Origin of the sequence: Methanosarcina barkeri MS, assembly GCF_000970025.1 — an archaeon.
Taxonomy (GTDB): domain Archaea; phylum Halobacteriota; class Methanosarcinia; order Methanosarcinales; family Methanosarcinaceae; genus Methanosarcina; species Methanosarcina barkeri.
The window spans coordinates 396584-409901 of sequence record NZ_CP009528.1; the positions used below are offsets into that span (position 1 = coordinate 396584).

Annotated in this window: 8 protein-coding genes; 1 reads left to right on the forward strand and 7 read right to left on the reverse strand. The window is 39.1% G+C overall.

What is annotated here, in order from left to right; genetic code table 11:
• Positions 1-692: 692 nt before the first annotated feature.
• The 6 genes from MSBRM_RS20720 to MSBRM_RS20725 form a co-directional block, all read right to left on the reverse strand.
• The gene (locus MSBRM_RS20720) at positions 693-956 is read right to left on the reverse strand and encodes a hypothetical protein (RefSeq protein ID WP_052712652.1); all 264 of its coding nucleotides are present in this window, start codon (positions 954-956) and stop codon (positions 693-695) included.
• Positions 957-1282: 326 nt separating this feature from the next.
• On the reverse strand, positions 1283-2350 hold the full coding sequence (locus MSBRM_RS01745; protein ID WP_048123290.1) for a citrate/2-methylcitrate synthase: 1068 nt from the start codon (positions 2348-2350) through the stop codon (positions 1283-1285).
• A 421-nt stretch (positions 2351-2771) separates the two neighbouring features.
• Positions 2772-5576 (reverse strand): aconitate hydratase AcnA, encoded by a 2805-nt coding sequence (gene acnA / locus MSBRM_RS01750; RefSeq protein WP_048154271.1) that lies wholly within the window; start codon positions 5574-5576, stop codon positions 2772-2774.
• 427 nt (positions 5577-6003) lie between these two features.
• The gene (locus tag MSBRM_RS01755) at positions 6004-6873 is read right to left on the reverse strand and encodes a hypothetical protein (protein WP_048154279.1); all 870 of its coding nucleotides are present in this window, start codon (positions 6871-6873) and stop codon (positions 6004-6006) included.
• On the reverse strand, positions 6839-8143 hold the full coding sequence (locus MSBRM_RS01760; protein ID WP_048154281.1) for a KAP family P-loop NTPase fold protein: 1305 nt from the start codon (positions 8141-8143) through the stop codon (positions 6839-6841). Before MSBRM_RS01760 ends, MSBRM_RS01755 begins: the two co-directional genes overlap by 35 nt.
• Before the next feature lie 380 nt (positions 8144-8523).
• Positions 8524-9969 (reverse strand): COG1470 family protein, encoded by a 1446-nt coding sequence (locus MSBRM_RS20725; RefSeq protein WP_176722075.1) that lies wholly within the window; start codon positions 9967-9969, stop codon positions 8524-8526.
• A 429-nt stretch (positions 9970-10398) separates the two neighbouring features.
• Here MSBRM_RS20725 and MSBRM_RS01770 point away from each other — a divergent pair, with 429 nt between their 5' ends.
• Positions 10399-11160, forward strand: coding sequence for a hypothetical protein (locus MSBRM_RS01770; protein WP_048154286.1), 762 nt, complete (start codon positions 10399-10401; stop codon positions 11158-11160).
• Between the two features lie 115 nt (positions 11161-11275).
• Here MSBRM_RS01770 and MSBRM_RS01775 read toward each other — a convergent pair whose 3' ends face one another.
• A complete protein-coding gene (locus tag MSBRM_RS01775) occupies positions 11276-13132 on the reverse strand; it encodes a vWA domain-containing protein (protein ID WP_048154290.1) in 1857 nt (618 codons plus the stop codon).
• Between the last annotated feature and the right edge of the window lie 186 nt (positions 13133-13318).

Here is a 13318-nt window from a genome sequence, read left to right on the forward strand (position 1 = left end):
AATATATCAGATCACATGCTTTAAATAAACTGATGCACGGAAAAGTTAGTAAAAACTAACTGAATAGGCGGCTTGTGCATCTGAAAAAGTAAAACGCTCTTCATGCGTCTTCGGTTAAGTGAGGAATCATGACAAATTGTATCAATTTCTCAACGTTTACCTAATAGTTTGATAAGTTCTAAGCTGGAATTGGGCATCGATTTTACGTAAATAGGCCTAATCTTTAAGCAGGATTTTGGTACAAAATCGATATCTTTCAGGCAAGAAAATTTCTTAACCGATGATCAATGAAACCCTCTTTAAACTCAAAACACATTTATATTTTTTTGTAAGATTGTTATGCCTTTGAAAGGGGCTATTCGCTATTTCGGGTAGGCAACTTATATTCATACCTATATATTGAAGTAACATGCTCAAAATTTAGAAACATATATTATTGAATCTCAGATTCAAATTCAACGGTTTTCATTTATCGGACAACTGTGCAACTAATGAATTATTATTCACCTATGAAAAACAGCAAAGAATCAAAAAAGAATGCCTATAAAAGTATATTCCTGTGAATTATTTGGCTCTGTTCTAAAATCTACGATTTTTTCATTTTTTGATTGAAAATCTGAATTTGCAAGAAGAATCCAGTTTTCATCAAAATCAATATTCGACATCTAAGACTTCAACCCCTAAGTTGTCTCTCAAGGATTATAATCAATTACAAAATCTAGTGTTAAGTCAATTACAAAATCTAGTGTTAAGTCAATTACAAAATCTAGTGTTAAGTCAATTACAAAATCTAGTGTTAAGTCAATTACAAAATCTAGTGTTAAGTCAATTACAAAATCTAGTGTTAAGTCAATTACAAAATCTAGTGTTAAGTCAATTACAAAATCTAGTGTTAAGTCAATTACAAAATCTAGTGTTAAGTCAATTACAAAATCTAGTGTTAAGTCAATTATCAAGGATTCAATTATTCCAAATAATTGTAATCGATTTTATACGACATTTTGTAATTGACTCGATACTAGTGATTTTTAATTTTCTGTTCATCACTGAATTTTGGTACTGAGTCGATTATTTACTTCTGGAAATATATTGTTTCATTTTTAACTTTTAATCTGTTTTTGAACCTGTTTTGCCTGAAAAAACAGTTTTATTTCTGGTTCTTGGCTTTCATTTGACAACTACTGTCTGCCAGATCCAGTCTCCCATATCTGTGTGTTTTTTTTCGACTTTTTCTATTCCATTTTTCTTTGCTAGTTTTCAGACGCAACAGGTTTTTAGGATTTCAACATTCATCGAGCATGAAAGCCCTGGGCCTTATGACCTTTTTCTTTTCGTACTGGTCAAAGCAGTGAGCTATCCAGCCTGAGACCCTGCCGATTGCAAAGATTGATGTTGCAAGTTGAGGGGGAATATCCATATACTTGTAAATGACTCCAGAATAGAAATCAACGTTAGGATAGATTGGCTTTCCTTTCTTTTCTACAAGTTCACGGATAACAGTGTTTTCTACTACTTCGGCAATGTTGTACCAGTGCATATCCCCTTTTGCTTCTGCAAGTTGTTTAGCAAGCTGCTTGAATATCGTCCCTCTAGGATCGTAAGTTTTGTAAACTCTATGTCCAAAGCCCATAATTTTTTCTTTTTTACTCAGCTTATCGAGGACATAACTCTCTGCATTTTCTGGATAAGCAATTTCTTCGATCATGGCTGTAACTTCTGCCCTTGCCCCTCCATGCAGAGGGCCTTTAAGGGTGCAAAGTCCGGAAATAACAGCAGAATAAAGGTCTGAAAGGGTAGAGGCAGTAACTCTTGAAGAAAAAGTAGAGGCATTTAGTTCATGTTCGGCGCTGAGGATAAAGTCTTTTTCCATGATCTCAGCTTCCAGCTGACTTGGCTTTTTTCCTCTTAGCATATAAAGGAAGTTAGCTCCGTGAGAGAGAGATGGATCCGGGGGTACAGGTTCTTTTCCGTTTGCGATTCTATAATACGTAGCAACTATGGTTGGTATCTTGGCAATTAACCGTATAGCTTTTCTCATATTTCCTTCAGGAGAGCTGTCGTTAATGTCCGGATCGAACTGTGATATAAAAGAAACAATTGTACGCAGCGCTTCTATAGAGTCAATATTGAAATTGCACATATGGATAACGTCTATCACCTCCCTGTTGACTTCACGCTCCCCATGCAGGCAGGCTGAATACTCGGCAAGTTCCTGATCTCCAGGGAGATCGCCGAGGATAAGTAGATAGGAAACGGCATCATAGGGAAGATCAACCAGCTGGTTAATGTCTATATCCCTGTATTTCAGAATGCCCTCCAACCCATCTATGAAACAGATATTTTTACTCATTTTATACCTCACAGTTATACCAAGAGGATTTTCAAAAAACTTTGAAGTTTGGGGAATCCTCTGCTTATATGTGGAAAATTTAACGCGAAGGGCCATATAAGACCCAAAAATAGGGTGACAATGCATTCCTATTATCATCGAATAAGTATATTAAATTTGTTGAAATTATATTTCTGAATCATTATAATTATTTTTTGATATTAAGAAAGCAAAGACCTTAAGCCTCGCGGTTATATTAAAATAAAATATGCTGTTTTTAGAATAAAGTTTTCCTTAAAATGTCCGTAAGAATTAAAATAACTCTCTATTGCTCTCTTTCCGATCAGGAAAATGAAAAGGTTTCAAGAAAGCAGGAAACTTATGAAAGCTTAAGAAACCTTTTCAAAAAGATTCTTTATTTAATTCAGGTATTGATAACCTGTTATTTTTTCTTCACTGAATCCCGCAGGAACTTGTGCAAAATCCCACTGTTGATGTAATACTCGATTTCAACAGCCGAATCCAATCTCAAGGTTACCTGGAATTGTACTTCGTTCCCTTTTTCGTCCTTTGCCCTTACAGTAAGATCTCCATGGGGTTCCATGTATTCAATGCCCAGAATATCATAGCTTTCCTTTCCTGTAAGGCCCAGGGTATCGGCATTCTCGCCTTCTTTAAATTGCAATGGAAGAACTCCCATGCCGACAAGATTACTTCTGTGAATACGCTCGAAAGACTCAGCAATAACTGCTTTAACTCCGAGCAGGAACGTACCTTTAGCTGCCCAGTCCCTGGAACTGCCTGTTCCGTATTCCTTTCCTGCAATAACGATCAGAGGAATATTATTTTCTGCATAAAGCATAGCAGCATCATAAATCGGTATTCCTTTACAGGGTTCCTCGGGGAAGTCTTCTTCCCGAGAATGGTATACTGTCCATCCTCCTTCCTTTTCCACGAGCCTATTCCTGAGCCGAATATTCCCAAAGGTTCCACGCATCATTACCTCATGATTACCCCTTCTGGACCCATAAGAATTGAAATCTTCAGGGCTCACACCCCAGGAAATCAGGTACCTGCCCGCAGGACTGTCTGAAGGAATGGCACCTGCAGGGGAAATATGGTCCGTGGTAATGCTGTCCCCGAAAAGGGCCAGAACTCTTGCATTCTTTATATCCGCAGGTGAAGGTGGAGCAGGCGGGAAGTCCATGAAGTATGGAGGTTCCTGAATATATGTGGACATAGGGTTCCAGTCATAGAGGGTACCTGTTGGAGCTTCCAGCTCTTTCCAACGTTTGGAACCCTCTAAAGCACCCGAATATTCTTTTTCGAACATTGAAGGTTTGATGCTGTTCTTTTCAGCGTCCTTTATCTCCTCCTTTGCAGGCCAGATATCCTTGAGGTAAACAGGACGTCCGTTGGGATCATAAGCAAGAGGATCGGTTTCGAGGTTGATGTTTACAGTGCCTGCGATTGCATAGGCCACAACAAGAGGCGGAGAAGCAAGGTAGTTTGCCCTGACAAGAGGATTAATCCGTCCTTCGAAATTCCGGTTTCCACTGAGTACGGCTGCGACAGTAAGGTCATTTTCCTTAATTTCTTTTGAAACCTTTTCAGGTAAAGGTCCACTGTTTCCTATACAGGTTGTACAACCGTAACCAACCTGGTGGAAACCAAGGGCTTCGAGATAGGGCAAAAGGCCTGCAGCTTTCAGATATTCCGTAGCTACTCTTGAACCTGGGGAAAGGCTTGTTTTTACAAAAGGCTTGACATGCAGGCCCTTTTCTACAGCCTTTTTGGCGAGCAGCCCGGCTCCTATTAAAACTGAAGGGTTTGAGGTGTTGGTACAGGAAGTAATTGCTGCAATCACTACGGAGCCATGTGTTACCCTGAAAGCCTTTTCCGAAGATTCCTTTTTTTCCTCTTCGGCACCGAGAATTTCAGGTTCCTTTAAAGGTGTCCCTCCGTCTTCTGTCCAGCGCTGGTAAGCAGGATCCTGAGGAAGTTCAATCCCTGACTCTTTCTTTCGGATAAAGGTCTGCTTCATAATTTCATGGTAGTTTTCAGGCATCTCACTCAAGAAAAGCTGATCCTGAGGACGCTTCGGGCCTGCAAGACAGGGCTTTACCGTGCTCATATCAAGTTCTAGGGTAGTGCTGAAAACGGGATCCGGCTCTTGAGGTGAATAGAGAAGGCCCTGAGCTTCCAGATACTTTTTCACAAGGTCCACCTGCTCTTCACTCCTGCCAGTTCTTCGCAGGTAGTCAAGCGTCTCGGCATCAGGTGGGAAAATTCCAAGGGTTGCACCATACTCAGGAGCCATGTTGGAAATCGTTGCCCTATCAGGAAGACTCAGTGAGTTTAACCCGGGCCCGTAAAATTCAACGAATTTGCCGACAACTCCCTCTTTTCTGAGCATCTTCGTAATTGTCAGGACAAGATCGGTGGCAGTAACTCCAGGCGCAGTTTTTCCGTAAAGCTTGAAGCCCACTACCTGAGGCACAGGCATATAATAAGGCTGCCCGAGCATTACAGCTTCGGCTTCTATGCCTCCTACTCCCCAGCCGAGTACTCCAATTCCGTTAATCATTGTAGTATGGGAGTCTGTCCCTACAAGAGTATCAGGAAATGCAGATAACTCCCCGTCTTTCTCTTTAAGATGCACAAGCGGGGCCAGATACTCAAGGTTCACCTGATGGATAATGCCCCTTCCTGGAGGCACGACTCTAAAATTATCAAAGGCTTTCTGAGCCCATCGCAGGACGGAATAGCGTTCCGTGTTGCGTTCAAATTCTTTTTTTTCGTTTTCTTCAAGGGCATATGCCGTGCCGTAGGAGTCCACCTGGACCGAGTGGTCAATAACAAGATCGGCAGGGATAACAGGGTTTATTTTTGCGGGATCGCCTCCAAGGCGCTGCATTGCCGAGCGGAGGGCTGCCAGGTCTACTACGGCTGGAACGCCTGTAAAATCCTGCATGATTACCCTTGACGGAATGAACGGAATATCCCTGTCACTTACATTTTCCGGGCTCCAGCGAGCAAGAGCCTCCACATCTTCGGTAGTTATTATATGCTTTTCAGTATCCGCATGCCTGAGCAGAGATTCCAGCAGGATCCTTATGGAGTAAGGAAGTAGGGAGATTCCCTCATAGCCCTTTTCTTCCAGTTTACCCAGACTGTAAATCGTAGCTTTTCCGGCAGCTGTTTCAATAGTGTCTCTGACCCCAAATGGGTCCGGACCTTCTCTCATATATTTATTACCTCCAGCAGAAATATGAAACTAAAATTATGATATTATAGATTTTCTCTTTATCACGTCAATTTCTTTATCGTGCGAGTCTCTTGATAGTATGAAGCCCCATCTTATCTTCAGACTATTTTATTCCTTCGGGTTTACTACTCCCTTTTTAATACAAAAGTTTGCTCCCATTGAAATTTTGCCCTATACTTTTTTCCGTAATCCCCGAAAATTGACCCCAACTAAATTATATATTAACCAGTATAATTATTGCTGATTTTTACTTTAACTTAAAATATACTGGTTCTTTAACCTGTATTCTCCAAATGTTATGGTAGGAGTGTTGGTAGACAAGCAAAGATAATATACAGAGTAAAAATAATTAATAAAGTCCAATGAACCTTACCTGATTCAAGGTAAACTCAGATATTAAATAGTGTTAATTTGGCTGCTTACCTTTTCTTCTCCCGTTATGTATTTGTGAAAAGCTTTTTAAAAATCTAATATCTTCATTGTCTTCATTGTCTTCATTGTCTTCATTTTCAAAAATTGGATTTTCCAAAATGTTGGAATAAATATTGTGAAGCGCGTCATACAAGATACCTGGGTCAATGAGTTCTGCTATTGAATCGTAGTTTTCATTCATAAAAGTCTTTGATTCACCGCTAGAAGAGTGCATGATCATATGAAAACACTTTAGAAATTTGAGAGAATAACTAGAATCCAAAGAGAATGTTTTTTCGATATATTTACTCAATTCTTCTTTGCAACCGCAGTCTCGCAAAAAATGGAATATGAAACCACCACAAGAATATCTTACGTAAATTGGTTCATTTTTAGAGATAATTTCATTTTTAATCCGATTCTTTATTATATCTTTTAAAGATTCAGTATCTTCTGCTAAAAACTGCATTTCCTCCCCATTAATAGTATAATAAGTATTTAATGCAAAGCAAATTGATCTAGCTGACTCGATCATTTTTTTGGAGCAAGCAACTCTAGTGGTCAATGGCATTTTTCGTAATAGATCTTCTATAAGATTTAAGCATGAATTCTTTGGAAAGTGTTCCGAAAGTTTAGATATCGATAATGCCAGTTTTTGAGAAGTTATAACATCTAGTTTGTTATTTATCCGATAGATCTTTGAAATAAATGAGTCTGCAGATCCTGGACCATTGGCCTTTATAAGCTCTATGATTTGAGATGAAATCCCTTCAATTTCTCTATCATCTATTTCTTCGGTTCTAGTAATGTTTTCAATGAGATGATCGATCTCAAGATCTGATATATCTCCTGCTGGGGACTGCATAGGAAAAGTAGCGATTAAAATAGCGTAAAGAAGAAATTCTTCTCTTTCTTGCTAATGATTGTTGATTTTCCACTGGATAAGAAGAGTATGAAGTATTAGAGAACCGCTGTGATCCAGGAAATAAAAAGGCTATCAAATCTCGAAATGGATCTCGTTCTTGAAAAGGTAAACTTTCAATCTCATTATTTATTCTTTCAAATGATTTTTTTAACTCCGTCTCAAGTAATAAATTACTATTTATAAATACCTCTGCATTATTTTTTATTAAATCGTACATTTTTGGGTAAAATACCCTAACGCCTTCAATAAGCATCAAGTCTACAATATTTACTTCATCTTCCAATATCGGAAGAGCAAAAATTAGAGCATTTTGATAACGTTTAGCCATTCTAGGAGTATTAAGTCTTACTTGTAGTCCTTTTCTGAACTGCTTGATAAATACTTCGTGCTCTTCTTCTGTGAATTTCTGTTTAATCATTGGAAGAACGTTATTGTCGATGCCATCACGCAAATAATAGAATAAAGCTGTTTCACCAATTTGTGGTAAATGTAATGGAACACTGATTATTTTTTCCAGAAAATTTCTACCGGACTCAATATCATTAGAACCATATTTGTCTCCTATTGCAGATGCAACCATTTCTTCATCAAAGGCTAAAATATAGTCTAGATAATAAAAGTCTGCCGATAATTTCACTAACTTGAAAATACTTTGAATTTCATTCTTGTCGAGTCTGTCTATATCATCCATCAGCACAACAATCCTAATATTGCAACTTTTTAAGATTGCTTGAATTTCTTTCTTAGATTCGGTTAAATCCAAAAAAGAATCTGATGAAAATGGATTAAACTGTAAGGGTCCAAGATTAATAGTAGTGGATTTACTTGTGGCAAATTGGGAAATATGTTTTCCGTATTTTTTGACTTGTGCTTTTAAATCATTAGAAGAGCTTACCTTTTCAAGTTTTCCCGCAAGGACATTAAAAAAGTCTTGGAGCAACATTACTTCATCTGAGTAATACCACGGATTATATCTAATACAAATAATATTCTCGGTTCTTGTTAATTCGTTTTCGATGAAATTTAGTACTGTAGTTTTCCCTTCTCCCCATTTACCATAAATTCCTACGACGATACTACTTGGCTCCTTTCGTGAGACTATAATATTTGATATTTGTTGAGCAAAAGGTTTTCTTTTAAAATAGTCTTTTTCGACTTCGGGATCATCTGAAATAAATGATTTTGAGAGTGTAGAGGAGGTATCTTCCATAATATCTGTTTTAAATGATTTACATATTTATGAACTATTCCAAAACTAACTTTTTCTTGATCGGTGGGATTTTAAAGATCATTTTTAGAATTAGATATTCAATCATGCGTCTTCGGTTAAGCGAAGAATCGTGACAAATTGCGTCAATATCCTCAACATTTATTAAATACTTTAATAGATCCTGAGCTTGAACTTGGTATCGATTTCATGTAAAGAGACCATCATTTAAGGTCGGTTTCTAATGCAAAATCAGTAGCTATCAAGCAAGAAAATTCCTTAACCGATGACCAATGGATATTCAATTGGTCACTCAAATACAAGACTTAAAAAAGCAAATTTTGAGTCTTGAAATAGCTCAAAAGAAAAAAGGTGGAAACTGCTTATTTTTCAGCATCTCCAATTGTTACGGTATAATCAAAGCTCTCGGTATTTTTGGGAAAGATCGAAAGGGTCCATTTTCCTGCAGCTCCAGGCGTGGTATAGGTTTCAACAAAGGTTGTGGTGCCTCCCTGATAATTTCCCTGGTATCTAGTTTCCATATTGCTTGTAACTCTTGAGGATATATATGGAAGAGAATACGACATCTGTGGATACGTATCATCCACTATGTTTATCGAGCCACTACATTTTGTGTTTACAAGAGTAGGGGTAACCTCATTTCCTGAAGGATCTGTTAGGCTCACATTAAAAGAAGGCTTAAGATTCTGGTTTCCTCCGGTAGTATACAGGCCGTAATCATACTGATTGGCTTTGATATCCAGGGTGATAGGGCCGTCTGTCCCGGCTTCAAAGGTATTTTCATAAGGTTTCCCAGGCACTGGAAGAATACGGAAATTCAGGGAAATCCTTTCCTCACATTCACGAATCCCAGGGTCGTCAATATTCAAGTCAAAGCTGCCTCTATAGCTGCCTTTTGCATCAGCAGGAACCGCAAGTTCAAGTTTTACGATAGCTGTTTGTCCGGCTTTTATTTTCTCAGGAGCTTCGACACGTAACGCATCGTCTCCAAAGACCTGCTGCGACATTCCTGCAGAGAAACCTGCGTCAGCGGAGATGATGCCTCCTTCAGTAAGCTCAGGGGAAATTGCAATATCTTTATTGCCTGTGTTCTTGAGCTTTATTTCATAAGTATAATCCTTTCCGGCTTCAACAAGGTCATTTACATAAGGTGCAAGAATCTGGACTGAAGGCTTGACCCATAAATTTAAGTTCATCTGCATTGTGCCTGGGAAATTCGGACTCCCGGCTACATCTCCTTCAGGTACCTTTTCCGTGAAAGAAAGGAGCACGGCATAGTTTCCAAAATCAGCATCTTTTGGTATGTTCACTTCTACCTGAAATTCCTGTTTTTCGCCAGGCTTCAGAGTCCCCTCTGAAGGACTTATTCTGATCCAGCTTTCGTTTATGAAATTTTCCGTGTAAGGAGGGATTACAGATTTCGGCTTCAACTCGATTGTCTTGTTGTCTTTGTTCTCAACGGTTACAATAAAGTTTTCACGGTCTCCAGGTTCAAGTTCAAGTTGCTTATAAGCTGGATCAACCCTTACTTTCTGAAACTCGGGGAAGTAATCCCCGGCATAACTCGAAGATGATGCACTGCTGCCACCACTACTCCAACTCGAAGATGATGAACTGCTGGAAGCACTGTCCCAACTCGAAGACGATGCACTGCTGGAAGCACTGACCCCGACTTTTGACTGCACTTCTTCTGTTGCAGGCACGGAACTATTTTCATTCTCTGCCCCTGTACAGGCAATCGAAAGTATTGCTACAACAAGGAGCACGCATACGATTCCTTTTAACGCCTTAGTATCCATTATGTGCATATTTTTAACCTCGCTCATTATTTACTAAGGCTTGAAACTTATAAAATAATTTCCTAAACTGCCAATTAATTTGCAGTTATTTTTACAAAATAAGGGATTAAATAACTTAATTTCTGTTATCCGTTTTTTATATGTTTTGCTTCAAAAAAGGCAGATGATTGTTCGCTTGGCTCTGATATTTCCTAGCCAAATCTGCAAACTCAAACTTTGCTGAAAAGAGATAAACAGAAAAAGATATCAAGTCTCAATATTAAACTCCTGATAGATAATTAAGTTAATACGCAGTAATCAAAATTAATACGCAGGTAATTTAATCTTATATTTAACGCGGGTTGATACTAAAGTTGCCGACTACTAATCATTTCCGCGCAAGTAAAGTTTTTTGTTTTAAGAGGGAAGGCATTTATTTTCAGGAAGGAGTGCATTTTCTTGCTTAAAGACAGAGTATTCGACAGACTTTCAGATGCAGGGTTCAGGATCCGGAATAAATCCAAATCCAGAAAGGCTTCATCGCGTGAAGCTATCTTTGGGTCCAGTCCTATAATTGATGCTGATTTCGTTGAGGTAGATGACGTTGAAGTAGATGGCATTGAGGTGGATAAGGGCTTTTTCCACGATCCGAACTCCTCTTATGAAGCGGATTCAGAGCCAATCGACTTGGACCTTCTGGAAAAACTCCGAGAATACCTTAAAACGAGGTCTGAGGAGGAAATTTTGGAGATCTTTAGAGAGGTCCGTGAAATTCTGGAAAGCAGAGGCTCTGAAAATGATTTTCGAAAGGCGTCTGGAGAGGAGATCCCTATTAATCACAGAGCAAGACTAAAAAAGATCTCAGAGAATGCTTTCAAAATCTTCCTGGAAACGGCTTCTTATGGCAGAAAACAGATAATTAGCGCCTCAAAAGTAGCTTCCTCAAAAGCCTCAACAATAGCATTCGAAGGAAAAGAATCAATGATTGATTCCTCAAAAAAGATCAACGAAAAATGGAATAACCTGAGTCCCAGAGATCAAAAAATCATTTCCGAATTAATTGTTGCAATGATCGAAATTGGGCTGCTTAAAGGAGCTAGTCGGAGTAAACAGGCTGCATTTTCTGTCCTGTCAAGCATATCCAGGCGCCAGACCCCAGCACGGAAAGATCTGGACGATTTTGGAGAAGGTCTGCAGAAACTTTTCAAGCACAGGCATTAAAGCACGAAGGATCATAATATATCTACAGTGTGAAGAACTAAAAACATCTTAAAAAATAACACGCAGTAATAAATGTTCGAAAATCAAAAATATTCGGGAACTTATATCCGGGAGCTTAAAACCTGTAAGGTTTGCTTATAGCTTTCACAAAACTTGCAGGGCTTTCTGCAACATCCCAGTTTTCGGCATTCCCTATAAGATACGTGTGATCCGAAATCTGTTGCAGTCCGCCGGCATCATAATTTCCGATAATCAGGGAAAAGATCCGGGCTTTTCTTTCGGCTTTTATCTCATTCCATTCCCGAATAAGGGGCCTTTCTGAGAGTTCGGAATAGCCATCGGTAAGGAAGAGAAGATCGGCTCCCTCGAAGGCTTTTTCGTTTTTCATAGACTTAAGGCCTGCGCGAAGTGCGGTATTAAAATCGGTGCCACCGCCAAAAGTAAACTTCAGGAACTCCAGAAACTCCCCGCCCATGCGCTTTTTATTTGTAAGTTCAATTTCAACGGTCTGCCACTTAGAGGAGAAGAGGATCACCTTAACATCCCTGTTTTCTGTTAACATTCTTCTCGTAACTGCCAGAACTACGGCTTTTGCAAGAAGCTCTGGGCTTCCCCGCATCGACGCCGAGGTGTCTACAAGGGCGACTACAGGCCCTTTTCTCTTTTTTCCGGCACTATCCGAGTTCCAGTTTTCTCCTTTTAGCTGGTAGGTCAGGAGTTTTCCTTCAAGCATATCAGCATAGAATTTACGCTTCAGGAGAGGATTTATTAGCTTTACGGTTTCTGCTGGAAGTAATGTCTGGAGGTCGCCTGAAAAGGTAACCGAATGAACTTCGCTTTTACTGTGCGGAGATAAACTCAGCTTTTTTGAGCCGTACTCAAGTTCGATTCTTCCTACCTGCTCAAGAATTTCGTGGATGTCCGAGCTCTTTCTAAGAAGTGCGGCGTATTTTTCAAGGTTTCCGAAGTATTCTCTGTGAAGAGCCTTCAAGGAGTAATCCCAGGCTCTGCCCGGAAAGAGCATTGAGAGAATTTCTAGCATTTCAAGGTGGTCTTCAAGCACAGGGATAAGCTCTTCAATTTTTGCAGCTATGCTTTCTTCTATAACAGAATCAAGAGCTTCTCCTGCCTTCTCTGAAGACATGAAGTTCAGAGTCATTGAAGCAAGCCTTTCGGACCCAGCAGTATATCCAGGCTGCATATATGGATTTTCCCAGTTTTCATGCTCAGGGTCTTGCAGGGAACTTTCCTGTTTGAGAGAATTTTCTTCTTTGAGAGAATTTTCCTGCTGGAAGGAACTCTCTTGTGTAAGAGAACTTTCCTGTGTAAAGGAACTTTCTTGTTCGAGGAAACTTTCTTGTTCGAGGAAACTTTCTTGTTCGAGGGGACTTTCCGGTTTGTTTTCTTGAGTTTCCTGTTGATTGGATATGTTAGGATTTTCCTGCAACCAGAAATTTTCCTCAAGATCTCTTATTCTGTTTCGTTCCCATGCCGATTGAGTTTCATCGATTAGCTTCCTCAGAGCTTTAAGGCTTTTTTCCATGTTTTTTGCGAACTTTTTTGAAAATTCAGATTCTATTTTTCCATAGTCATCCAGAAGTGTAAAAAGTTCTTCAAGCAGGGCTCTGAGTATAAAAACACCTGCCAGGTTGTTGGCTCCGGCAAGAGTTTTTATTTCAGCCCAGACCCCAAAATTTCTTAAACCTAAAAAGATTGGATAAAAAGCTCCAAATTTACTCATAAACAGCTTTTCATCTTTTATTTCGTACCCATCTTCTGAAAAGAGCTCATAAACAAGAATTTCTGCAATTTCTTCCCTGACTTGCCTCGGCATTTTTCGTGGAGTCGCCAGGACATCCCTGAGTTCAATATTCAATATTGTGGAAGGATTGAAGGCATGGCTAAACGATAAAGATGAGCCTGATCCGTGAATACCCTCGAAATCTTCCTTCCGCTTTTTAAATTCCTGCATGTTTTTCCTTTTCCGGAAATTCTCCAAAGTTTTAGGAGTTTTTGATAAGTTATAGGAGTTTTTAGTTAAGTTGTCTTCTTATCTATTATATTTCAGAGATTTTTCAGTTCGATTTCAGAGACTTCTTATTTATATTTTAAAATTTTTCAGTTATATTTCAAAAGTTTTTCAGCTATATTTTGGAAA

What these genes read in the sequence shown, in the direction of transcription:
- MSBRM_RS01745 (WP_048123290.1), bottom strand. Translation starts at nt 2,350, where the DNA reads ATGAGTAAAAATATCTGTTTCATAGATGGGTTGGAGGGCATTCTGAAA.
- acnA (WP_048154271.1), bottom strand. Translation starts at nt 5,576, where the DNA reads ATGAGAGAAGGTCCGGACCCATTTGGGGTCAGAGACACTATTGAAACA.
- MSBRM_RS01755 (WP_048154279.1), bottom strand. Translation starts at nt 6,873, where the DNA reads ATGCAGTCCCCAGCAGGAGATATATCAGATCTTGAGATCGATCATCTC.
- MSBRM_RS01760 (WP_048154281.1), bottom strand. Translation starts at nt 8,143, where the DNA reads ATGGAAGATACCTCCTCTACACTCTCAAAATCATTTATTTCAGATGAT.
- MSBRM_RS20725 (WP_176722075.1), bottom strand. Translation starts at nt 9,969, where the DNA reads ATGCACATAATGGATACTAAGGCGTTAAAAGGAATCGTATGCGTGCTC.
- MSBRM_RS01775 (WP_048154290.1), bottom strand. Translation starts at nt 13,132, where the DNA reads ATGCAGGAATTTAAAAAGCGGAAGGAAGATTTCGAGGGTATTCACGGA.